Source organism: Thermosynechococcus sp. NK55a, assembly GCF_000505665.1.
In the GTDB taxonomy this organism is placed as follows: Bacteria; Cyanobacteriota; Cyanobacteriia; order Thermosynechococcales; family Thermosynechococcaceae; genus Thermosynechococcus.
In genome coordinates, this window is record NC_023033.1 from 268,550 (window position 1) to 291,581 (window position 23,032).

19 protein-coding genes are annotated in these 23,032 nt (G+C 54.5%); 7 read left to right on the forward strand and 12 right to left on the reverse strand.

The window, feature by feature from the left end; genetic code table 11:
• The 9 genes from NK55_RS01350 to nuoH all read right to left on the reverse strand — a co-directional run bounded on the left by NK55_RS01350 (nt 1) and on the right by nuoH (nt 9,234).
• The gene (locus NK55_RS01350; RefSeq protein WP_041428903.1) at nt 1-2,502 is read right to left on the reverse strand and encodes a hypothetical protein; all 2,502 of its coding nucleotides are present in this window, start codon (nt 2,500-2,502) and stop codon (nt 1-3) included.
• Nucleotides 2,503-2,787: 285 nt separating this feature from the next.
• A complete protein-coding gene (locus tag NK55_RS01355) occupies nt 2,788-3,825 on the reverse strand; it encodes an Rpn family recombination-promoting nuclease/putative transposase (protein ID WP_024124058.1) in 1,038 nt (345 codons plus the stop codon).
• A 7-nt stretch (nt 3,826-3,832) separates the two neighbouring features.
• Nucleotides 3,833-4,333: a DUF4351 domain-containing protein gene (locus NK55_RS01360; RefSeq protein WP_225871769.1), complete on the reverse strand. Its 501-nt coding sequence runs from the start codon at nt 4,331-4,333 to the stop codon at nt 3,833-3,835.
• Nucleotides 4,306-5,319, reverse strand: a complete 1,014-nt coding sequence (locus NK55_RS01365) for a DUF3326 domain-containing protein (RefSeq protein ID WP_024124060.1) — start codon at nt 5,317-5,319, stop codon at nt 4,306-4,308. The genes NK55_RS01360 and NK55_RS01365 overlap by 28 nt, the downstream gene beginning before the upstream one ends.
• Nucleotide 5,320: 1 nt before the next feature.
• Nucleotides 5,321-6,490, reverse strand: a complete 1,170-nt coding sequence (locus tag NK55_RS01370; protein WP_024124061.1) for an HhoA/HhoB/HtrA family serine endopeptidase — start codon at nt 6,488-6,490, stop codon at nt 5,321-5,323.
• Between the two features lie 75 nt (nt 6,491-6,565).
• Nucleotides 6,566-6,871: an NADH-quinone oxidoreductase subunit NuoK gene (gene nuoK, locus NK55_RS01375; protein ID WP_024124062.1), complete on the reverse strand. Its 306-nt coding sequence runs from the start codon at nt 6,869-6,871 to the stop codon at nt 6,566-6,568.
• Between the two features lie 10 nt (nt 6,872-6,881).
• Nucleotides 6,882-7,484, reverse strand: a complete 603-nt coding sequence (locus tag NK55_RS01380) for an NADH-quinone oxidoreductase subunit J (RefSeq protein WP_024124063.1) — start codon at nt 7,482-7,484, stop codon at nt 6,882-6,884.
• Nucleotides 7,485-7,495: 11 nt separating this feature from the next.
• On the reverse strand, nt 7,496-8,086 hold the full coding sequence (gene ndhI, locus NK55_RS01385; protein ID WP_024124064.1) for an NAD(P)H-quinone oxidoreductase subunit I: 591 nt from the start codon (nt 8,084-8,086) through the stop codon (nt 7,496-7,498).
• A gap of 29 nt (nt 8,087-8,115) precedes the next feature.
• Nucleotides 8,116-9,234 (reverse strand): NADH-quinone oxidoreductase subunit NuoH, encoded by a 1,119-nt coding sequence (nuoH, locus tag NK55_RS01390; RefSeq protein ID WP_024124065.1) that lies wholly within the window; start codon nt 9,232-9,234, stop codon nt 8,116-8,118.
• A 190-nt stretch (nt 9,235-9,424) separates the two neighbouring features.
• Here nuoH and NK55_RS01395 point away from each other — a divergent pair, with 190 nt between their 5' ends.
• From NK55_RS01395 to bioB, 6 genes are all read left to right on the forward strand, one after another.
• Entirely contained in the window at nt 9,425-10,738 is a 1,314-nt protein-coding gene (locus tag NK55_RS01395) for a dihydroorotase (protein ID WP_024124066.1), read from the forward strand.
• Nucleotides 10,739-10,961: 223 nt separating this feature from the next.
• The gene (locus NK55_RS01400; RefSeq protein ID WP_024124067.1) at nt 10,962-11,918 is read left to right on the forward strand and encodes a UDP-glucuronic acid decarboxylase family protein; all 957 of its coding nucleotides are present in this window, start codon (nt 10,962-10,964) and stop codon (nt 11,916-11,918) included.
• A gap of 14 nt (nt 11,919-11,932) precedes the next feature.
• A complete protein-coding gene (locus NK55_RS01405; RefSeq protein ID WP_024124068.1) occupies nt 11,933-13,312 on the forward strand; it encodes a UDP-glucose/GDP-mannose dehydrogenase family protein in 1,380 nt (459 codons plus the stop codon).
• A gap of 2 nt (nt 13,313-13,314) precedes the next feature.
• Nucleotides 13,315-13,959, forward strand: coding sequence for a ribonuclease HII (locus tag NK55_RS01410; protein ID WP_024124069.1), 645 nt, complete (start codon nt 13,315-13,317; stop codon nt 13,957-13,959).
• Between the two features lie 40 nt (nt 13,960-13,999).
• Nucleotides 14,000-16,462, forward strand: coding sequence for a phenylalanine--tRNA ligase subunit beta (gene pheT, locus NK55_RS01415; protein WP_024124070.1), 2,463 nt, complete (start codon nt 14,000-14,002; stop codon nt 16,460-16,462).
• A gap of 10 nt (nt 16,463-16,472) precedes the next feature.
• Nucleotides 16,473-17,483 (forward strand): biotin synthase BioB, encoded by a 1,011-nt coding sequence (gene bioB, locus NK55_RS01420; RefSeq protein WP_024124071.1) that lies wholly within the window; start codon nt 16,473-16,475, stop codon nt 17,481-17,483.
• A gap of 19 nt (nt 17,484-17,502) precedes the next feature.
• Here bioB and rsmA read toward each other — a convergent pair whose 3' ends face one another.
• Both rsmA and eno read right to left on the reverse strand, forming a co-directional pair.
• Entirely contained in the window at nt 17,503-18,303 is an 801-nt protein-coding gene (rsmA, locus tag NK55_RS01425) for a 16S rRNA (adenine(1518)-N(6)/adenine(1519)-N(6))-dimethyltransferase RsmA (RefSeq protein ID WP_081711804.1), read from the reverse strand.
• 3 nt (nt 18,304-18,306) lie between these two features.
• Nucleotides 18,307-19,587 (reverse strand): phosphopyruvate hydratase, encoded by a 1,281-nt coding sequence (eno, locus tag NK55_RS01430; RefSeq protein ID WP_024124073.1) that lies wholly within the window; start codon nt 19,585-19,587, stop codon nt 18,307-18,309.
• Between the two features lie 226 nt (nt 19,588-19,813).
• Here eno and NK55_RS01435 point away from each other — a divergent pair, with 226 nt between their 5' ends.
• On the forward strand, nt 19,814-22,138 hold the full coding sequence (locus NK55_RS01435; protein WP_024124074.1) for a heavy metal translocating P-type ATPase: 2,325 nt from the start codon (nt 19,814-19,816) through the stop codon (nt 22,136-22,138).
• On the opposite strand, the gene NK55_RS01440 is transcribed toward NK55_RS01435, so the two are convergent.
• Complete coding sequence (locus NK55_RS01440; RefSeq protein ID WP_024124075.1) at nt 22,110-22,874, reverse strand: pseudouridine synthase; 765 nt, start codon at nt 22,872-22,874, stop codon at nt 22,110-22,112. The two genes, NK55_RS01435 and NK55_RS01440, sit on opposite strands and share 29 nt — an antisense overlap.
• Between the last annotated feature and the right edge of the window lie 158 nt (nt 22,875-23,032).

The following is a 23,032-nucleotide window of genomic DNA, read 5'->3' on the forward strand; positions in this document are numbered from 1 at the left end:
TCAGGGCAGGATATGCAGGATATGATGAACTGGGGGGGTGTGTAAACTGCTCCTCACTTTGTCCCATATATCGTTTATATCGTTTATAGCCGGATTGCTGCCGGCTAGTGTTTTCACTTGAGTTATGCTGTACGCCAGCATCCCCACCATGCAGCCGGCGGTGTGGATGGTGCTTTGATCAGCCAAGCTCAACTGATTCAGCTGATTACCGTTCTGTTGCAACTTGTCCAGAGCTCTCCTCAAGTTAGAGAAATTGGAGAAGTTCCCTTTGTTGTTAAGGACTGTGGCAAGGTTAGGGCGAGTTTGGCCTGGGTCCTGTTGTGGTGGAAAAGCTCCGTCACGATCGCCGTACGTGTCCGCCAAATTCCACAACGCTTTTCTCAGCAACGAGTCTTTGTCCCCCAGCTGGTTATAAAAATCAGGCTTTAGCTCAAACTCCCAGCCGTTGGTGCCTTGCCCCGTAAAGAAATCAAAAAAGGGTGGTTTTCCATCAATGAAAGTATCAAACGTGATGCTATTGAGCGCAGTTTGCCTCGTGCCGTGGTGGTAGGTCGCAGTTTGCCTCGTGCCGTGGTGGTAGGTCGTGGCCAAGCAAGCAATGGGCTTGTAGCCCCCCTGGTTTTGCCCTGGGTAAGGGTCAGTAAAGGGATCGGGAATGCTGGGGTTCACCGTATTGCCATCGGCTTTGTAGTGGTAAATCACCGTTGCCTGCACCGCCGCTAGTTCATCGCTCAGGGTGCGATGCTGAAGGAATTCATTGCAGCGTTGATTATTTGGAGGATTAGGAGGACAGGAGAGGGAGGAGGAATTGGAATTACTTCCAGCGTTCGTAAGTTCTAAACGTTCCCCTACCACAATCCGCAGGCCCTCTTGGCGTGCCCGCCGCTCCCAATAGCCATCCAGTCCTAAGTCTTCCCGCTTGTTTTGGCTGGCCGCTGGAGCCACGTTGTGGGTCAGCAGCGCTTGTGCCGCCGGGTCGCTAATCTCCTCACCTACCTTCTTGCCCGCGGGAATGGCCAGCAAGGGATTCGAGGGCGGCATGGTGCTACTATAAACCGGCTTAGGACCATAGCGGTCATCGGCGCGGTAGGTGTCATCCACATAGGGCTTGGACTGGGTTTTGTTGGCAAAGCGCCCCTGCACCACATAAAATTGCTTGTCCCAACCTTTCGTGGCGTCGTTATCGCGGTTGGTCAGATTCGTGGGGTCATTGCCGCGGGCTTTGCTTTTATCCTCGGTGAGAATGGCCACCGGGTTCAGGGCAACGTCCGCCGGATTCAGATTCACACCGCTCTTGACCGAATCCCGAGTGTCGTTGAACGTAACATTCTCTCCTGGTGGGTCTGCATTGCCAGTGGTGTAGGGGGAACTGGGCGGTTCGCGGTAGGAGTGAATTTCCACAGTGCCGGCGTTGGTGTTGTTATCCCGCAAACTGCCGGCCATAAACTGCCCCTGAAACTCAATTTGCTGGGTTTGGGGGTTGACCACCTCCGTTGCCGTAATTTCAGAAGCGACGCGGGTATAAACACAGGACTTGGGCGAACTGATCAAATGGGCTTGGAAACCCTCACCGCCGCCGGTCATAAAGATGCTGCCTTCAGTGTGCATGGCCCCATTCCAGCGGAATGTCGGCCCCGGGAAAATCTCCAAGTCATTGCGGAACCAGGCGCCCCACTTGTTGCCCCGCTCCATTTGCCGCTCTTGCACAAACTCAATGGTGGAGAGGGCCTGACCGCCGTTGCGGTTTTCATAGACAAAGGCATTAATCTGGAAATTCTTCCGCAGAATGGCACTGCTCACCTCATCCCAGCCCACCTCTGCGCTGCTGCCCCCGCTCAAGTTGGGGCACTGATTCCCTGCCGCTGTAATGCCCATGGGCCGACTGCGGGTAATCAGGTTTTTGGCCTTTTGGGCGTCATCCCAGTTGAGCTGCGTATCATTGGGGCGCTTCATCAAAATGGAGTAGGCCACAATGGAGTCTGGTGTGGGTTGAAACGCCCAGGCATTATCTAGGGTGCCATCTCCATCCAAGTCAATGCGCTGCTCATCCGCCAAGGTGTAAGGATCGGGATTGCGGGGGGTTCCGGTCCTGTTGCCAATAATTTGCTCAATCGTCGCTTCCCCTGGTACGCCATTGGGCCGCAAAGGGTCTTGGGTAAAGAAGTACTCTAGTTTTGTCCGTGCCCGGTCAATGGCGGGTGCGGTGGCATTCATCACTTGAATTTCTTGCCGTTGGCCGCTCACCTCGGCGGTGCGATTGAGGGTGCGAATCATCAGGGCCGCCACCGTTAGCGTGACCACCACTAACACAATGACCGCCGTTGGCAGCACAAAGCCGGCACGCCCCCAGCGCAACTCTGAGCCCCGCTGCCGCTGGAACCTGAGGGGGGTGAGTCGCTGCCGCACCCAGCGCTGTAACTGGAATATGAGATGACGGATAAACCGCATGAGTTTGCGATATTGTCGCTTCGACAGTCCAAGGGAGCGATCGTGTTTTTTCATACCCGCACCTATGACCTACCAGAAAACTGTAACCTACCAGAAAGGTGAAAGGTGGCGATCGGTTAGCCACACAGCTAGGGTACCCCCACCCCGTAGGCTCCATAAACCTAGTATGGTTTTTCTTTAATAAAAACTTTCACTTTGCAGCAACATTTCTGAAAGTTTCGCAACAACTGGACATTATTGCTGCTAATTAAGCAATAGCAATACTTCTTAAACTTTCAACTGGTATGCCACCACCGTCACTGTGCCAAGAACCCCTTCCCCAGTGACCCGCAGTAGCACTCAAGCAAAGCGCTCCAGCCATGCCGCCACTTCCCCCAGTTCCCTAAAGTCAAGCAGCGCCTCCGCCAAAGCCTCAATCTGTGAAATAGAAAGCTGCCGAATCCGCTCCTCCAAGTCCCTAGGCACACTCCCAAATCGCCGCCTCAGCAGGCGCAAGATAACTAGCACTTCTCCCTGTTGCAATCCCTGTTGCAAGCCCTGTTGCAAGCCCTGCTGCAAGCCCTGTTGCAATCCCTGTTGCAAGCCTTGGTGTAATCCCTGTTGCAAGCCTTGGTGTAATCCCTGTTGCAATCCCTGTTGCAATCCCTGTTGCAATCCCTGTTGCAAGCCTTCCTGAAGTCCTTCTTCTCGTCCCTCTTGTCTTCCTTCTTGTAATCCTTCCTCCCGCGCCTCAGCATACACCTCCCGATAAAACCGTGTCCGCTTCAGTTCCTCAGTAGTAAACCCCAACATCCGCAACACCTCCTCCCGACTCAGCTCCGTGAACTTGTACAGCACAATCGTCGTGATTAACTCTATTATGGCCTCTGACCTTGGGACCTCTTCCCCCTGAGCGCGCTCAGCCAGTAACCTGGCCACTCTCGGCATCTCTGCCTCAGGCAGCACCGTCAACTGCATCAACCCCAGACTCAAAGGCAAACTCTCCGGCGCCCCCAATTCATTGAGATAGACTCGCCGCAGGCGGGAACTATGAACCAACAGGTCATAGGGGTCAAAAGACTCTTGCTCCGTTTGCCGATTGGGATAGATCACCACCGCTTGCCAGTCCGCAAAGGTGGAGCGATACAGGCGCAGATAGAGAAAAATCTCCGCAAAGAAGCGTTCATAGAAGGTGTTATCCCGCTGAAACTGCACCTCACAGAAATAGACCGTGCCCGCAGGGTCAGGGGGCACAAAGACGCCATCTATGCGAAAGGCGGTTTGCTTCAGCTCGACTGAGTCAAAACGATACCCCTGAGGGGTGTCTTTGCCCAACAGGTCAAAGAGGGTTTGGGGCAGTTGGGCAAACAGTTGATAGAACAGGGAATCGCGGCGCATGGGTGAGTTAACAAGAGTGGGCTAGCCATGCTGCCACTTCCTCCAGTTCCCTAAAGTCAAGCAGCGCCTCCGCCAAAGCCTCAATCTGTGAAATAGAAAGCTGCCGAATCCGCTCCTCCAAGTCCCTAGGCACACTCCCAAATCGCCGCCTCAGCTGGCGCAAGATAACTAGCACTTCTCCCTCCTGCAATCCTTGCTGCAAGCCTTGGTGTAATCCTTCCTCCCGCGCCTCAGCATACACCTCCCGATAAAACCGTGTCCGCTTCAGTTCCTCAGTAGTAAACCCCAACATCCGCAACACCTCCTCCCGACTCAGCTCCGTGAACTTGTACAGCACAATCGTTGTGATTAACTCTATTATGGCCTCTGACCTTGGGGCCTCTTCCCCCTGAGCGCGCTCAGCCAGTAACCTGGCCACTCTCGGCATCTCTGCCTCAGGCAGCACCGTCAACTGCATCAACCCCAGACTCAAAGGCAACTTTAGGTTGCTGTCGTCACTGTTTGCCAAGATACTCCCGCCTTCATGGCACTCAGGACGCCGATCGCCTCGGCATAGGACTGGCAAGGAATTGTCTCTATCCCCAAATCGGCACCGGTAACATTGAGGGTTGTGGTATTGTTAGCTACTGTTAGGATGGGGATGCCTTGATGAGCCAAGGCCAGAATTCCCCGTCCACCAAGTGCCGTAGCGGGTACAATCACTGCATCCACGTCCTGTCGCCACAGGGCATGCGGGTCACTTAAGCTGTAGCGGGGAGCACGACTCAACCCCACGAGCACGGAAGGCAAAAAGGTATAGCCAATTTCTTCGGCAAGGGCGCGGGGATGTACACTCTCCTCTAGGGGTAAGGGTTCCAGGGCTGGGGCATGGGCTGCTGGAATCTGAAAGTGCTGGACAATCAAATGACTAATGACTGCTTCTGCCCCTGCTAGGGGATCGACACCTTGGCCACTACGATAGTGGTGCAATGCTTCTGTGCCCGGATCATCAGGAAAGCGAGTCACGATCGCGATCGCCTCTGCCTTAGCGACTTGAATCAGTGTTTCTGCCGACCGCAATAAACTGGCAGGGTTCGCCACAGTGCCCCATGTTGCTCCGGAGGCAGCGGTTTGTAGCTGTACCCCCAACGGTTCATCTGTAATAACCGGTTCAGTAAGGGTTAGACCCAAGGTAGCAGAACAGGCCGCCGCCGCTTGACGATGGCGAAGTTGCAGCTCGGGTTCTATGGCTGCATCCAGTAATAGACCAATGCGATTTGCACGGGGTGGTAGCAATCCCCAGTGGCCAGCGGCAAATTCATCAAGGGCATAGCCTTCGACATACCAAACATTGGGCAGTGGCCAATAGAGCATCGCCCCATTCAGAACGTTGGGGTGAGTAATCAGCCGATCGCACACTTGGGCCAAGGCACGAACAACTGGAATCGCATCCCCCGCATAACCGCCAATGGCAGCCCCAATGCCCGTTGGAATGATCAGAACCGCCGTCAGCACCTTAGCGACTCGCCTGGGCTGGGAGGGGAGCTGGCTGAACGGCCACGGTTACAGTTTGGCCACGACGGCGCACTTCCAGTTCCATGGTGCGACCAATGCCGGTGCTTTCCACCATTTGCTGCACTTGATCCGCTTTGGTGATGTTTTGGCCATTGATACGATGGATCACATCTCCAGGTTGCAAACCGGCACGGGCAGCGGGAGAGTTGGGGAGGACTTCAAAAATCAAAACCCCCGAACTTTCCTGCACGCGGACAGGACTATTGGGATTGGCGTTGAGGCGTTGCTGCACCTCAGGGGTAAGATTGGTCATGCGAATACCCAAGAAGGGGTGATCCACGCGACCATTGGCAATCAGTTGGTTGGCAATCCGCTGAGCCGTGTTGATGGGAATGGCAAACCCCAACCCCTGGGCACCACCAATGATCGCTGTATTCATGCCAATCACCTCTCCCCGCTGGTTCAACAGGGGGCCGCCAGAGTTACCGGGGTTAATGGCTGCATCGGTTTGAATAAAGCCCACTCGCTTATCGGGTACACCAATATCACCGCTAGAACGTCCGGTTGCACTGATAATGCCCGCAGTCACCGTATTATCAAGACCCAATGGATTACCGATGGCGATCGCCCACTCCCCAGGGCGCAAATTATCAGAATTACCAAGACGCACCACCGGTAAATTGTTAGCACTCACCTTGACCACAGCCACATCCGTCAGACGGTCTTGACCGAGAACCTGCCCCTCAAACGTGCGGCCATCCTTGAGGGTTACTTTCACTCGGTTAGCACCATCCACCACATGGGCGTTTGTCAGGATCAAGCCATCGCTACTAATGATAAAACCAGACCCTAGACCCCGTTCTTCACGGCTGCGGGGGGGCATCATTGGCCCAAAAAATTCCTGAAAGAAAGGATCATTAAAGATAGCTGGCACACGGGTCTGCACCGTACGGGAAGCATCAATCCGCACCACAGCAGGCCCCACCTGTTCAACCGCACGGGCAATAAAGTTAATGTCATTTCCCGCTGGTAGCGGTGCCGGTAACTGTGCCAAGCTGGGAGTGACCAAGGGCGTTGATGCTGGCATCAAGTGGGTGACAAACATGGCAGCGGCTGCCCCCAATGCCATTAACGAGAGATAGGTAACCGACTTACCAAGACGCACTGTCATAGGTGATTGCCCTTTTGCTGACACTAGCTCTTGAATAAAGACGGCAATTGAGGGAAGTAGGTTCCAGCTTCTCGCCTACCACTTCAGGAGGTTAAATTTCTCCATGTCAACAGTGTCGCGGTTGCGATAGATGGCCAAAATAATTGCTAAACCCACGGCGGCTTCGGCGGCTGCCACGGTAATCACAAATATCGCAAAGACTTGCCCCTTAATTTGCTGGCCATCTAGATAGTTGGCGAAACCAATCAAGTTGAGGTTAACAGCATTCAGAAGCAACTCAATGGACATGAGCACGCGCACGGCATTGCGACTGGTAACCAACCCATAGATGCCAATACAAAACAGCAGTGCTGCCAAGATTAAAACATTGGTTAACTGCATCGTCATTTCCCTATTTTTCAGACAAAGCTACAGGTTCGCGGGGACGTTCCGGTAACTCCAAGGGGGGTACCACCTCTTCCCCTAGGAGGGGTTCAGGTTCCAAGACCAGTTCGCGGCGGGCAAGAACCACTGCCCCAATCAAAGCCATCAGCAGTAAGATCGAGGCCAATTCAAAGGGCAAGAGGAAATCACTGAAAAAGTGCTGGCCGATGGTGGTGATGCTGTCAGTTGTGGGGGGCACGGAACTGAGTTGCCAAGGGGTTTGCAAAATCATTTTCGTCAGCAAAGCAAAGACCCCAAGGGAGACCACTGCAGCACCCCCCTGGCGTAGCCAACGCCCCGGCACTGGGGTATAGGCCTCGCGCTTATTGACCAGCATGATGGCAAACAGAATGAGAACGTTGACCGCACCGACGTAGATGAGAATTTGCGCCGCTGAAACAAAGTCAGCATTCATGAGGATATACAGCCCAGAGATGCTCAGGAACACTCCCCCCAGCAAAAAAGCAGAATAGACAACATTGTTCAGGAGCACAACGCCAAGGGCAGCAACAGTCACTGCAGCGGCAAGGGCAAAGAAAGTAATCGTTTGGGTCAGAGTGGCTAAGTCCACAACAACAACTCCTAGTTCTCAGATGATTCAGCAGGGTTGGCGATCGCCTCGGGATGCTCTCCCGCCCGTTGGGCACCCGCGGGCAAATCATGGCCAGACATCACGCCAGCGGGCAGGTAGGCAAACTCACGGATTGGCGTCACCATTGGATCTTGGGTTACTTTGTAGGGAATGCGTCCCATTGCAACACTGTCGTAGTTCAGCTCATGGCGATCGTAGGTGGCTAGTTCGTATTCTTCTGTGACCGAGAGGCAATTGGTGGGGCAGTATTCGACACAGTTGGCACAGAAGATACACACGCCGAAATCAATGCTGTAGTGCTTGAGTTCTTTTTTCTTGAGCTCTTTATTGAAGACCCAATCCACCACAGGCAGGTTAATGGGGCAAACGCGCACGCACACTTCACAGGCAATGCACTTGTCAAACTCAAAGTGAATCCGGCCCCGGAACCGTTCTGAGGGAATGAGCTTTTCGTAGGGATACTGCACTGTTACCGGTCGCCGCCGCATGTGATCGAAGGTAACGGAGAGGCCTTGACCAATGTACTTCGCAGACTGCAGTGCCTCTTTGGCATAGTTGGTAATCTGATTGAGGAATTTCATGGTGTCACCTCATAGAAATGGGGAGTTTCTTAACCGCCAAAGGCGACGGGAAAGGCGAGCTTTAAGCCAGCGGTCAGCAGCAGATTCACTAGACCCACTGGTAGTAGGAATTTCCAGCCCAGGTCTAGGAGTTGGTCAATACGCACACGGGGCACTGTCCAGCGCAGCAGAATCGCCAAAAAGACAAAGAAGTAGGCCTTAATCAGGGTCATTGTGATGCCCAGCACTGCAAAAGCAATCTGCAAAAAGGGATTGGTTTCACTCACCCCAAGGAGATTGGCAATAGTTTCTAGGGGAATGGGGAAGCTCCAACCGCCAAAGTAGAGAACACTGACTAAGAGTGCCGAAAGTACAAGGTTAACGTAGGCACCCAAGTAAAAGAGGGCAAACTTCATGCCAGCGTACTCTGTTTGGTAGCCAGCCACGAGTTCTTCCTCGGCTTCCGGCAAGTCAAAGGGGAGGCGCTCACACTCTGCCAGAGCGGCAATCCAAAAGATCAAAAAGCCGATGGGCTGCCGCCAGACATTCCAACTGAGGATGCCGTATTCCGACTGCTGCTCGACAATTTCCACCGTGCCTAAGCCATTGGACATCATAGCCACTGCCAACACTGCCAAGGCAAGGGGAATTTCGTAGCTAATGGATTGTGCCGCTGCCCGCAGTCCCCCCAGTAGGGAGTATTTGTTGTTGGAGGCATAGCCCGACATCAGTAGGCCAATGGGCGCAATACTTGACAGGGCAATCCAGAGGAAGACCCCCATTGCCAAGTTGGAGATCAGTAGGTTTTGGCCAAAGGGGACAATAATGTAGGACAAAAAGACGGGAATCACGACCACTGCTGGCCCAAGGGTAAACAGCCAGCGATCGGTATTTGCGGGGAGAACATCCTCCTTAAAAATCAGTTTTAGGCCGTCGGCCAGGGGCGCCAAAATCCCCAATGGGCCAATGTATTCAGGGCCAATCCGCTGTTGCACAGCAGCAGAAATTTTCCGCTCTAGCCAAACGGCCACCAGGACGCCCACCGTAGCCACAATTAGCATCATTAACATTGGCAAGGGTAGCCAAAGTAGCTTGGCTAGATCATGGGAAAGGCCAAGGGATTCCAACGCACGAATAAACTGCCCCTGTAAGTCAATACCAGATTCCATAGCGATTCGATCGCGCCCCACCTACAGACACGCTCTACAGTATAAAGGTTTTACTTCCGTTAAGAAGATAGATTTGGGTCAAATTTTATCACCACAGGTATTACAGATGTTTATAGTTTATCCTTTGTGTCCTTGGGTTCCACGGGCCAGTAGGATCTGAACAGAAGAGCCCATTTTTAAGGAGAACAGGGTGGCGATCGCGATCCAAAATGCGGTGATTTGTACCCCAGAGGGAGAACTCCGCCAGCAACAGGTGCGCCTTGAGGGCGATCGCATTGCAGAAGTGGCAGAGCGCGTCACTGTGCACCCCGGCGATACGGTTATTGATGCAACAGGCTTAACCCTCCTGCCGGGGGTAATTGACCCCCAAGTGCATTTTCGTGAACCTGGCTTAGAGCACAAAGAGGATCTGTTCACCGCCAGTTGTGCCTGTGCCAAGGGGGGGGTCACCAGCTTTTTGGAAATGCCCAATACCCGTCCCCTAACCATTGATCAGGCGAGCCTAGAGGATAAACTGGCCCGTGCTGCCGCCAAATGTGTCGTGAACTATGGTTTTTTCATTGGCGCCACTCAGGATAACCTTGCCGTCCTCAACACTGTCCACCCCGTCTGCGGCATCAAGATTTTCATGGGATCAATGCACGGGCCCCTCTTGGTGGATGAGGAGCCAATTTTAGACCGTATCTTTAGTGAGGGCAAACGCCTCATTGCTGTCCATGCCGAAGATCAGGGTCGCATCCGGGCCCGCCGCGCACAATTGGCTGGCATTACCGATGTGGCCATACATTCGCAAATTCAAGATGAGATTGCGGCCCTCAACGCCACCCAGTTAGCCGTGAAGCTCTCCCGGAAATACGAACGCCGCCTGCACATTCTGCATCTTTCCACAGGGATTGAAGTCGACTTTCTGCGCGAGCACAAACTTCCTTGGATAACGGTGGAAGTCACTCCCCAACACCTGCTACTGACCACAGAGGCCTACGCCAAAATTGGTTCCCTTGCGCAGATGAACCCACCCCTGCGCACAGCAGTAGATAATGAAAAACTCTGGCAAGGGCTCCTCGATGGCGTCATTGACTTTATTGCCACCGATCATGCCCCCCACACCCTAGAGGAAAAGGCGCAGCCCTATCCCCACAGCCCCTCTGGTATGCCGGGGGTAGAAACCTCCTTGCCCCTCATGCTGACCCAAGCGATGGCAGGCCGCTGTACTGTGCCGCAAGTGGTGCGCTGGATGTCCACTGCTGTTGCTGCGGCCTATGAAATTCCCAACAAAGGGAAAATTGCCCCCGGTTACGATGCGGATCTGGTGCTCGTGGATTTGCAGACCTATCGCCCAGTGCGCCGTGAGGAACTTCTCACCAAGTGTCGCTGGAGTCCTTTTGAGGGTTGGTCATTGACAGGATGGCCAGTGTACACCTTTGTAAATGGTGAGGTTGTGTTTAGCCAAGGGCAAGTGAATACTGCTGTGCGCGGACGTCCTCTCAGGTTTGGCTTGGGCTAAGGAAATTGGCCAAAGGCCGACCAAGACAATCGATTAAACTGATTAAACCGATTAAACAAATTTAAAAATTTAAATAAATCAAGACACCAGCTCTGCAAACCCTTCTTGATCATTCGGGCATCCTCTGATTTGGTGGAACCAAGCATTGCTAGCCTCCTATGAACTCATGCTAATCTAGGCCAAAGAGAGAACATCACTTTACTGATTTTATTTAGACAACACAATGCGTATTCTGGTTACCGGCGGCGCTGGGTTTATTGGTTCCCATCTCGTTGATCGGCTGATGGAAGCGGGTCATGAGGTCATTTGCCTAGACAACTACTTCACTGGTACGAAGCGCAACATTTTGCGCTGGCTAGGTCATCCGAACTTTGAACTGATCCGCCATGATGTCACCGATCCAATTCGCCTTGAGGTGGATCAAATCTATCACTTGGCCTGCCCCGCCTCACCGGTTCATTACCAGTACAATCCGGTCAAAACAATCAAAACCAATGTCATGGGCACACTCCACATGCTGGGGTTGGCCAAACGCGTGAAGGCACGATTTCTCCTGGCCTCAACTTCAGAAGTCTATGGTGACCCGCAAGTGCATCCCCAATCTGAGTCCTACTGGGGGCATGTCAACCCCATTGGTGTGCGCTCCTGCTATGACGAAGGCAAGCGAGTGGCAGAAACTCTTACCTTTGACTACCACCGTCAAAACAATGTGGATGTTCGAGTGGCCCGGATTTTTAATACCTATGGCCCGAAAATGCAGATCAACGATGGCCGCGTCGTCAGCAACTTTATTGTCCAAGCCTTGCAGGGCATTCCCCTCACGGTTTATGGGGACGGCTCCCAAACCCGTAGCTTTTGCTATGTCAGTGATTTGGTGGAAGGGTTGATTCGGCTGATGAATAGCGATCACCTTGGCCCTGTGAACCTCGGCAACCCTGATGAATACACGGTGCTAGAGCTCGCCCAAAAAATCCAGGCCCTGATTAATCCAGGGGTGGAAATCCAGTTTAAGCCCCTGCCCAGTGATGATCCCCAGCGCCGTCGTCCCGACATTACCCTCGCTCGCACAGTGTTGGGCTGGCAACCCACCGTTCCCCTCCTCGCGGGGCTGCAGCGGACAATTCCTGACTTTGCTGAGCGGCTGGGCGTACCCTATACGCCTATGATGGTGGAAGTTTAGGGAGGCCACAGGGAATGCGGGTCTGTGTAATTGGCACCGGCTATGTGGGTTTGGTGACGGGAGTGTGCCTGGCACATATTGGCCATGAGGTCATTTGCATTGACAACAATATTGACAAAGTCAAGCTGCTGCAACAGGGGGAATCCCCGATTTATGAACCGGGTCTGACGGAGTTACTCCGTGGTTGCATTGCCAGTGGTCGCATTCGCTTCAGTAGTGATCTTGGCACTGGGGTGGAATTTGGTGAGGTGCTCTTTATTGCTGTCGGTACACCTGCGCTGCCCAATGGTGAAACCGATACCCGCTATGTGGAAGCCGTTGCCCGGGGGATTGGTGCCCATTTGCATTTGGGATACAAAGTGATTGTCAATAAATCCACAGTGCCCATTGGCTCAGGGGACTGGGTACGGATGATTATTCTGGATGGCGTGGTTGAGCGAGAACCCGATTTGGCCGATGCCATTAAAGCCGGGGGAACCCATCCGCCGCTAGATTTTGATGTGGTCAGCAATCCTGAATTTCTGCGGGAAGGTTCAGCGGTCTATGACACGTTGAATCCCGATCGCATTGTCTTGGGCAGCAGTAGCCGCAGAGCGATTCAAATCATGCAGGAACTCTATGGGCCGATTATTGAGCGCAAGTATGCGGTTGATCCCACCTTGCCTGCCGTACCAGTTTTGGTGACGGATCTGAGTTCGGCGGAAATGATCAAGTACGCTGCCAATGCCTTTTTGGCGACTAAAATCAGCTTTATTAACGAAATTGCCAATATTTGCGATCGCGTGGGGGCAGATGTGGTTCAAGTGGCCAAGGGAATTGGTTTAGATTCCCGTATTGGCGAGAAATTTCTGCAAGCGGGCTTAGGTTGGGGGGGCTCCTGTTTTCCCAAGGATGTTTCGGCTCTCATCCACACGGCGGAAGACTACGGCTACGATGCCCAGTTGCTTAAAGCAGCGGTTCAAGTGAACCAGCGGCAGCGCTTTATTGTCATTGAAAAACTGCAACAGGTGCTGAAGATCCTCAAGGGTAAAACCATTGGCCTTTTGGGGTTAACCTTTAAGCCCAACACCGACGATTTGCGGGATGCCCCTGCCCTTAATCTGATTGAGGAACTGCATCGCTTAGGTGCTAAGGTCAAAGCCTATGACCCCCTTGTGTCCCAGTCGGGTCTGCGATCGGGTCTCTCCCATGTGATTGTGGAAACGGATCTACTGCACCTTGCTGATGGCTGTGATGCTCTGGTGTTGGTGACCGACTGGCCACAATTCCAAGAGGTGGATTATGGCGCCTTGGCCAAGGTGATGCACCAACCGGTGATCATTGATGGCCGCAATTTCTTAGATCGCAAGGGGCTAGAGTCACTGGGCTTTCGCTATGTGGGGATTGGTCACTAGGCATGGAACCCCTCAGCCTGATTTATGAGCAGGCCTACTGGCAACAGGGCTATTGTCGCGTCGTCGGTGTGGATGAAGTGGGGCGGGGTTGCTTAGCAGGGCCAGTGGTGGCGGCAGCCGTCATTTTGCCTGTGGACTGTGTCCCCCTTCCAGAGGTACGGGATTCCAAGCGGTTGACTGCTCGCCAGCGATCGCGCCTCTTTGGGCAGATTTATAACCAAGCGATCGCCATTGGCATTGGCAGTGCCAGTGTGGCGGAAATTGATCAGGTGAATATTCTGCAAGCCACCTATCGAGCGATGGTGCGGGCCCTAGGGCGGGTGGCTCCTTGGGACCATGCCCTAATTGACGGCAAACTAACAAAAACAGCGCCCTTTGAAAGGGTAACGGCCATTATCGGGGGCGATCGCCGCAGCTATAGTATTGCCTGTGCCTCAATTATTGCCAAGGTACGGCGCGATCGCTTCATGGCCCGCTTGGCTCGTCGTTATCCCCAGTATGGCTGGGAACGCAATGTGGGCTACGGCACCCCCGAACACCGCCAAGCCCTTGACCAGTATGGCCTTACTCCTTGGCATCGGCGATCGTTCCTGAAATCCTTGCTTCCTGTCGACTCGCACTTGTGCAATGCCATCACAGGAGAGTAGGCTGAAAAATGGCAAACTATGACGTTGTTTTGAGGATTCCATGCGGGTTTCCCTTCGCTGGCTACGGGAATTGGTGGCGGTTGATCTCGATGTTGCGATTTTGGCCGATCGCCTGACGATGGCAGGGTTTGAAGTCGAAGAAATTGAAGATCGGCGCGCATGGGCTGAAGGGGTTGTGGTGGGGCGTATTTTGGCCTGTGAACCCCATCCCGATGCCCAAAAATTACGGGTCTGCCAAGTTGATGTGGGTCAAGGGGAACCCCGCACCATTGTCTGTGGGGCACCCAATGCCGCAGCAGGCCTGTATGTACCCGTGGCCCTACCGGGGGCATATCTGGCAAAAATTGATCTGAAAATTCGACCAGCAAAACTGCGGGGGGTCAAGTCCGAAGGTATGATCTGCTCCCTTGCGGAATTGGGGCTAACCAAGGAGTCTGAGGGCATTCACACCTTCACTGATGCAGTAACCGTAGGCCAAGATGTACGTCCGCTGTTGGGTTTGGATGATGTAATTTTGCATCTCAGCTCCACCGCCAACCGTGCCGATGCCCTGAGTATGGTGGGGATTGCCCGTGAAGTGGCGGCATTAACCGGCGCGCCCCTGATGCTGCCAACCCCAAAGACGATCGCCCCTCAAAAGTCCGGTAAAGCACCGGTACAACTGGCGATCGCTGACCCCCAGGCCTGTCCTGCCTACTGTGGCACGCTAATTACTAATGTTCAAATTGGCCCTTCACCCCCTTGGCTCCAGCAACGTTTAGAGGCTGCGGGTTTGCGAGCCATCAACAATGTGGTGGACATTACTAACTACATCCTGCTGAAGTGGGGGCAGCCTCTCCATGCCTTTGATTGGGATCGGTTGCAAAGGGTTGCTGCCCAAACTCCGGTCAGGGTCGGTGTGCGTTTTGCTAAGGCGGGCGAAACCCTGAAAACCTTGGATGGCGAGGAGCGCCGCCTCAGTTTGGAGAATCTGCTGATTACCGCCGGCGACGTGCCCGTTGCCCTAGCAGGGGTGATGGGCGGCGAAGAGACCGAAGTGCACCTGGGAACCCAGAACGTCTTTCTTGAGGCGGCCCTCTTTGCCAGTCCGGTGATCCGGCGATCGGCTCGTGATCAGGGATTGCGCACGGAAGCTTCAGCGCGCTATGAACGGGGGGTCAACCCAGCAGAACTAGAGGCAGCCACCGCTGAAGCGATCGCCCTGCTAAGGGAAATTGCCCAAGGAACAGTGACCTACACAACCCTGGCGGATCGGCGGCCGCCCCTCGAACGTACCCTCACCCTGCGGCTGGAACAGGTGCATCGGCTCTTGGGGGCCGTGGTTGCTGAGGCAGAGGATAGCGATGAACCCGCCTATTTGGACGCAGAGACCGTTGAAGCGCTCCTCCGCCGCCTTGGTTTTCACCTCAGCCGTCAAGAAACCCTTGAGGACGAGCTAGGCGTGTGGTCGGTAACGGTACCCCCCTACCGCTTCCGTGACATTGAGCGGGAGGTGGATCTCATTGAGGAGATTGCGCGACTCTACGGCTACGATCGCTTTGAGGAAACCTTGCCAGCCCAGGCGGAGGTGGGGGCATTGCCCCTAGAACTCACCCTCCTGCGGGAGGTACGGGCAGCCTTTCGCGGGGCGGGCCTGACGGAATTAATGCACTATTCCTGGGTCAAGGGGGGGCAGCCGAATCAAGTCACGGTTGTGAATCCTCTAGTTGCTGAGTTTTCTGCACTGCGGACGGATCTAATTACGGGTCTAGTGCAGGCCTTCCGCTACAACCAAGAACAGGGGAATCCACCCCTCAATGGTTTTGAAATTGGCCGTGTTTTTGGTCAAGATGAGGAGGGTCTTTGGGAAAACGATCGCCTTGGGGGGATCATCGGTGGTGATCCATGGCAGGGTAAATGGGTGCGCCGCTCGCAACAGCCTCAGCCCCTCACATGGTATGAAGCCAAGGGGATGCTTGAGAGCGTTTTTCAGCGGTTTGGTTTGCCTGTGGAATATCAGAGCGATCGCCACGATGAACGTCTACATCCGGGGCGCACAGCCGTTCTCTCTTTGCAGGGAGAACGTCTCGGTATCTTTGGCCAGTTACACCCGCAGTATGCCGCCGCCCTAGAGCTTCCCGCTGCCGTTTATGTTTTTGAACTAGACCTGGAGGTCCTCCTGAGTTGCCTTGAGGAACGCTATCAGCAGATTATCTTTCACCCCTTTTCCACCTATCCCGCCAGCGATCGCGACCTCGCCTTCTTTGCGCCGGCGGCTCTCACGGTGGCGGAACTCAGTCGCACCATTTGGAAAGCAGCGGGGGGACGCGACTCTCTCCTGGAGAGTGTCGAACTCTTTGATGAGTACAGTGGCAGCGGTGTCCCCGAAGGGCAGCGCAGTTTGGCCTTTCGCCTCAGCTACCGCGCCAGCGATCGCACCCTCACCGAGGCTGAGGTAAATGAACTCCATCAGCGCATCCGCGACAGCCTTGTGGAAAAATACGCTGTTACCCTTCGTAGTTAAGAGCACCCCCATGAGTACTGTATTGACCACTGACTGGCAGCACCTTGCCAATTTAGCCCTTGCCGACGAGTGCCTCAGCCGCGATCAAGCGCGAGCGGTGCTCCAGGCCCCCGATACGGAACTCCTGAATCAACTGGCGGCAGCCTATCGTGTCCGCTACCACTACTGGGGCAATCGGGTACGGCTCCACTATCTCCTGAATGCCCAAAGTGGTCTGTGTCCGGAAGACTGTCACTACTGCTCCCAGTCCAAAATCTCGACGGCTGAGATTGAAAAGTATCCCCTGCTCTCGCAGGAAAAAATTCTTGCCGCCGCCGATCGCGCTGCCCAACTCAAGGCCGGTACATTTTGCCTGGTTATTTCCGGGCGATCGCCCAGTGAGAAGGTGTTTGAGCAAGTGCTCGGCGCTATTCGAGCAGTTAAGGAACGCTATCCCCTAAAAATCTGTGCCTGCTTGGGCTTACTCACCGCTGAGCAAACGGCACGGCTGGCGGCAGCCGGTGTCGATCGCGTCAACCACAACCTGAATACCTCGGAAAACTTCCACAGTGAAATTTGTACCACCCACACCTTTAGGGATCGCGACCAGACCTTAGCAAATATCCAAGCCGCTGGGATTACAACCTGCTCTGGGGGCATCTTAGGCATGGGGGAATCCGATGACGATGTGATTGATCTTGCCCTCTCCCTGCGGCAGCGTCAGGTGACTAGTGTACCCGTGAACTTTTTGATTCCAATTCCGGGGACGCCCCTGGGCGAACAGCACAACCTCAATCCCCGCCAGTGTTTACGCATTCTCGTGCTGTTTCGTTTGCTCTTGCCGCGCCAAGAGATCCGCATTGCCGGTGGCCGCGAAGTGCATCTGCGATCGCTCCAACCCCTTGGCCTCTACGCCGCCAACTCCATTTTTATTGGCGACTATCTGACCACTCCCGGGCAAGCTCCCCACCAAGATTGGCAAATGATTGCCGATGCCGGCTTTGTTCTTGAAGACCCCAACGGGCGGGCGATCGCCCCTTAAACCTTGCTCAGCAGCCTTCTCACCGATTGGGCCGATGGGACGGTTCTAGGATGTCACTCAGGGCGAGCCAATCCTCTAGGCTCAGGGCTTCGGCACGGCTATTGGCATCTCGTCCCAACTGCAGGAGGGCTTGGCGTACCTGCGCCGGCGCCACAAGGGACTTGAGGGCATTGGCCAGCATCTTGCGGCGAGTGGCAAACCCCTGTTTCAGTAGCGTTTCTAACCATTGGGGCGATCGCACCCTTGGCAGTGTCCTGTGGGGCCGCAGACAAACCACCACCGAATCCACCTTAGGCGGTGGCTGAAAGACACGGGGGGGCACTGCACACACCTTCTCACAGGTGGCCAGAAATTGCACCCGTACAGAGAGGGCACCGTAGGCCTTGCTGCCGGGTGAGGCCATCAGGCGATCGCCAATTTCTTTTTGCACAAGTAGAATCAACCGCTCAAAGGCTGGGCGACGCGGTCGGGCAATACTGCCAAGCAAATGCCCCAGCAATGGCCCCGTGATGTTGTAGGGGATATTGGCCACCACTTTGTTGCACCCCAGGGGGCTTAAGTCCAGCCGCAGAATATCCCCCTCAATCAACTGGAACCGCTCACTGTCAAACTGCCGCTGCAATTGGCCACAGAGATCCCGATCCAGTTCAACGGCAACCACCTCAGCACCGCTCCCTAGCAGCGGTCGAGTCAGGGCACCCCGACCAGGACCAATTTCTAGGACGCGATCGCCCGGATGCAGTTCAGCGGCTGCAATTATCTGAGCTAAAATCGATTCACTGCGCAGCCAATGCTGGCCAAACCGTTTGCGGGCACGAATCACCTAGCACGGCCCCAAGCCCACCCTGGGCGCATAGACCGCCTGATCCCCCAGTTCTGCTTCAATGCGCAGCAGGCGATTGTACTTGGCCACTCGTTCACTGCGACACAAGGAACCCGTTTTAATTTGACCCGCACGGGTCGCGACAGCCAAATCCGCAATCGTGGTATCCTCTGTTTCCCCAGAGCGGTGGCTAATCACCGAGCGGTAACCCTTGCGGGTTGCCAGATCGATGGTTTGCAGGGTTTCGGTTAATGAACCAATCTGATTGAGCTTAATCAAGATGGCATTGGCCACACCATTGTCAATCCCCCGTTGCAAACGCTTGGGATTGGTGACAAACAGATCATCCCCGACCAGTTGAATGCGGCTCCCCAGGGTTTCCGTCAAGAGTGCCCAGTTGTCCCAGTCCTCCTCGTGCAGGCCATCCTCAATGGAAATGATGGGATAGGTACTCACCAGTTGGTCGTAGTAGCGGATTAACTCAGAGGCGCTACGGCTGGCATGATCAAACACATATTTGCCGTCTTCATAAAACTCACTGGCGGCGACATCGAGGGCCAGGGCAACGTCAGTGCCGGGGCTGTAACCGGCTGTTTCAATTGCCTGAAGCAAAATATCCAAAGCCGCTTGGTTGGAGTCTAGGTTAGGCGCAAAGCCTCCTTCATCCCCGACACCGGTCAGTAACCCCTTATCAGCCAGCACCTTGCTCAGAGCAGCAAAAACCTCTGCCCCCCAGCGCAGACCCTCCCGAAAACTAGGGGCACCAATGGGCATGATCATGAATTCCTGAAAGTCAATGTTGTTGGCCGCATGGGCCCCGCCGTTGATGACATTCATCATAGGCACGGGTAGGACATTGGCCAGAGGCCCCCCCAAGTAGCGGTAGAGGGGTTGACCGAGATATTCTGCGGCTGCTTTAGCCGTGGCAAGGGACACCGCCAGAATGGCATTGGCACCGAGGTTGGATTTATTCTCACTGCCATCTAGTTCCAAGAGGCACTGGTCAATCACCGTTTGATCAAGGGCGTTGAGATCCACAAGGGCACTGAGAATCCTGGTTTCAATGTTTTCAACGGCGGTGAGGACGCCTTTGCCACCATAGCGCTTGGGATCGCCGTCCCGCAGTTCATGGGCCTCAAAACTCCCTGTTGAGGCACCACTAGGAACCTGAGCCAGTCCGACAACGCCACAATCCAGTTCAACTTCTGCTTCTACCGTGGGGCGACCCCGCGAGTCGAGAATTTCGCGGGCACGAATTGTTGCGATCGCCGTATCCATCATCTGCTTATCCTCAATATGCAGCTAGATTGTACGATAGATGCCCCATCAAACTGAAATACTTTAAGGATAACCTAGGCTATAAAGTGTCCTGTATTACATTGCCTTTTTTGTCTGAGACGGGTTTCATATGCGTCAATTTGGTGTAGATTATCCAAAAACTGGGCAGAAATGATTACCTAGACGTTATAGTCAGCTTCATTGGCCCGACCATTTGTAGGAATTCATCATGACCACCCTTGCCCAAAGTTGTTCCCCACAGTCTGAGATACCTGCCCGCCCTATCACCACAGAAACCGTTCACTATCAGGTTGTGCATTGGATTAGGGGTCGCTTTCGGATTCGTATTCCTCGGTTGGGCTTTGATGTTGAATATGGGGAAAGGCTGCTTTACATTGTTGGCAGTTTACCCGCGGTGACAACGGCGCGCATTAACCCCCCGGCTTGCTCCCTTGTGGTGGAATATAGTCCCAAGCTTTTTGGAGAAGCCCTAGCAACGATTCAGGGGCAAATTTTTGAATCGATTCAAGTGGCGGCCAAGCCAGACCTTCCCGCCTTTAGCACTGAGAAAGCCACCCCTGCGGCGGCAGCGCACCAAATTAACTATTGGGAACGCTTGGGCTTACCAGCTCTTGGCTTGGGTTTGAGTGTGGCCTCCCTAATGGGGATACCGATTCCCGGCTATGTGATTGCTGGTGTGGTGATTGCCGGGGCAATGCCAGTGTTTCAGCGAGCATGGGAAGCGATTCAAGAGGAGAAACAGTTAACGATTGACTTCCTCGATGGGTTGGCAATTTTTCTTCATACCCTGCAAGGCCACTATTTTGCTCCCTCCTTTATGCTGGGTTTGATTGAGGGGGGGGAAGTGATCCGCGACCTCACAGCACGGGGCTCGGAACGGGCAAACCTTGATTTGCTGGACTGTCTGGGCAAAACCGCCTTTGTGGAGAGGGACGGCCTTGAGGTGGAAGTGGAAGTCAAAGACCTCGTGGAGGGCGATCGCGTTGTTGTCTATCCGGGGGATCAAATTCCCGTTGATGGCATCATTTTGCGGGGCACAGGCCTGATTGATCAGTGCAAACTGACGGGCGAGTCAGTACCCGTAACGCGCACTGAGGGGATGGAGGTTTTTGCTTCGACGCTACTGGTGGAGGGTCAATTGGTGATCTTGGCGGAGCGGGTGGGCAACAATACCCGTGCGGGTGTGATTGTCAACTTGATGCAGTCGGCACCGGTGCATGACACTCGCATTGAAAACTATGCAGCCACTGTCGCCAACCAAATGGTGGTTCCCACGTTGGCTATTGGCGCAGGCGTGGGGGTGCTCTCGGGGGATTTGAATCGGGCGATCGCCCTGCTGACCCTTGATCTTGGTACGGGGATTCGCGTCTCTGTGCCCACCACGATTTTGTCGGCCCTTACCTATGCTGCCCAACATGGCGTGCTCATTCGCAGTGGCCGGGCAATTGAAAAACTGGCTCAAATCGACACAATTGTTTTTGATAAAACCGGCACCCTGACCCAAGGTCATGCTGGTGTGACGGATATTAAAGTCATGGATCCTCGCTTCAGCGCCGATGACATCCTTAGTATGGCCGCCAGTGCTGAGCAGGGACTCACCCACCCCGTAGCCGAGGCAATTGTCCGCCATGCCCGCGAAACCCATCAGCCCCTCTTTGACTGTGAAGACTGGGAATACCGCGTTGGCCTTGGTGTGGCCACAAAAGTGCGGGGTGTCGATCTGCGGGTGGGCAGCCGCCGCATGATGGAGCAGGAAAACATTTGCCTGATTGATCTGAATGCCCGCTTCCCTGACCTCGATTCTGGGCGGGCTTCGATTGTCTATGTGGCTGGGGATGGACGTTTGATTGGCGTGATTCTCTACAGCGACCCGATCCGCAATGAAAGTCCCGCAGTTATCCGTGAACTCAAGGAGGCAGGCATTATTCCCCATATGCTGACCGGTGACATTGGCCGCGTTGCCCATGCGGTGGCCAAAGACTTAGGGATTGCTCCCAATAATATCTACGCCGAAGCCTTCCCAGAAAAGAAAGTGGAGGTGGTGCGTGCCCTCCATGACAGCGGTAAAGTGGTGGCCTTCTGTGGCGATGGTATCAATGACTCCGCAGCTCTCGCCTATGCAGATGTGTCTATTTCCTTTGCTGGGGCAACCGATATTGCCCGTGAAACTGCAGATGTGGTCCTCATGGAGGATGATTTGCGGGGACTGACCCTTGCCATTCGCATTGCCAAGCAGGCAATGGAGATCGTCTGGCAAAATACGGCGATCGTTGCTATTCCCAATATTGGTGCGCTGCTGTCGGGGATATTCTTTGCCCTTGACCCAATTTTGGCAGTGGTCATTAACAATGGCACCGCCATCTTAGCGGAGTTCAATGGGTTGCGGCCCTTGGCAGGTCCCGGTGGCTCGTTGCCCTTACCTGCGGTCAAAGATACGAAGGAATTTCTCGCCGAATGGGAAGCTACCCACCCGGATCACCCGGTGCAGCATAGGCCGCCGGCAGTCACTGGCTCTCAGGCTGGGTCTTCGTAGTTGGCTGGGTAGTTGGCTGGAGGGCGGCCAATTCATGGCGGCTAAGGGGACGAACCGCTCTGGGTCGAAGATTACCTAGGCGAACTGGGCCAATCGCGATCCGTTGCAAGGCCACAACAGGATAGCCAAGTTGCTCGGCTACACGGCGAATCTGGCGGTTGCGGCCTTCCTGGAGGATGATTTCCAAAAGGGAGCGATCGCCTTCGGTGCGAAGCAGCTTAACCGCTGCGGGTAAGGTCATCACACCCTCCAAGGGAATCCCCTCTCGCCATCTTTGCAACGCCTTTTCGGGCGGTTGTCCCTGTACCCAAACGCGGTAGGTTTTGGGGATGTGATGGCGGGGATGACTGAGATAGTAGGTGAAGGCCCCATCATTTGTGAGCAGGAGGGCGCCACTGGAGTCAGCATCTAAGCGACCCACAGGATGCAGCCCCCCCGCGCGCTGATACATTGGGGGCAATAGGTCGAGAACCGTGGTTCGACCTTGGGGATCGTGACAGGTACAGAGCACCCCCTTGGGTTTATGGAGGAGCAGATAGAGCCGTTGGGGTGGACGGGGCGGGTTCAGGCGCTGTCCTTTGTATTCAATGCAATCACGCTTTGGATCCACTTTGTCCCCCAATTGGGCCCGCTGACCATTGACAAAGACCTGACCGCTGCGGATGAGGGCTTCCGCATGGCGTCGCGAGGCCACTCCCCAATGGGCAAGGACTTTTTGTAATCGCTCAGTGGGCATAGGGGGTAGAGTTGCTCTCTAGGTTTCGGTGGTACTTTTGAGGGGAATCTCTATGGCAGATGGTTGCCCGGCAGTTGCCAATGCCGCAGCAAACTTGATAGAAAAGAACTGTTTAATCCTTACCTAATTACTTACCGTGAGGAGTTCTATGAAATCTC

Coding starts and splice junctions, on each gene's coding strand:
- NK55_RS01350 (WP_041428903.1), bottom strand. CDS start 2,502: ATGAAAAAACACGATCGCTCCCTTGGACTGTCGAAGCGACAATATCGC.
- NK55_RS01355 (WP_024124058.1), bottom strand. CDS start 3,825: ATGCGCCGCGATTCCCTGTTCTATCAACTGTTTGCCCAACTGCCCCAA.
- NK55_RS01370 (WP_024124061.1), bottom strand. CDS start 6,490: ATGACAGTGCGTCTTGGTAAGTCGGTTACCTATCTCTCGTTAATGGCA.
- nuoK (WP_024124062.1), bottom strand. CDS start 6,871: ATGCAGTTAACCAATGTTTTAATCTTGGCAGCACTGCTGTTTTGTATT.
- ndhI (WP_024124064.1), bottom strand. CDS start 8,086: ATGAAATTCCTCAATCAGATTACCAACTATGCCAAAGAGGCACTGCAG.
- nuoH (WP_024124065.1), bottom strand. CDS start 9,234: ATGGAATCTGGTATTGACTTACAGGGGCAGTTTATTCGTGCGTTGGAA.
- NK55_RS01400 (WP_024124067.1), top strand. CDS start 10,962: ATGCGTATTCTGGTTACCGGCGGCGCTGGGTTTATTGGTTCCCATCTC.
- NK55_RS01405 (WP_024124068.1), top strand. CDS start 11,933: ATGCGGGTCTGTGTAATTGGCACCGGCTATGTGGGTTTGGTGACGGGA.
- NK55_RS01410 (WP_024124069.1), top strand. CDS start 13,315: ATGGAACCCCTCAGCCTGATTTATGAGCAGGCCTACTGGCAACAGGGC.
- pheT (WP_024124070.1), top strand. CDS start 14,000: ATGCGGGTTTCCCTTCGCTGGCTACGGGAATTGGTGGCGGTTGATCTC.
- bioB (WP_024124071.1), top strand. CDS start 16,473: ATGAGTACTGTATTGACCACTGACTGGCAGCACCTTGCCAATTTAGCC.
- eno (WP_024124073.1), bottom strand. CDS start 19,587: ATGATGGATACGGCGATCGCAACAATTCGTGCCCGCGAAATTCTCGAC.
- NK55_RS01435 (WP_024124074.1), top strand. CDS start 19,814: ATGACCACCCTTGCCCAAAGTTGTTCCCCACAGTCTGAGATACCTGCC.
- NK55_RS01440 (WP_024124075.1), bottom strand. CDS start 22,874: ATGCCCACTGAGCGATTACAAAAAGTCCTTGCCCATTGGGGAGTGGCC.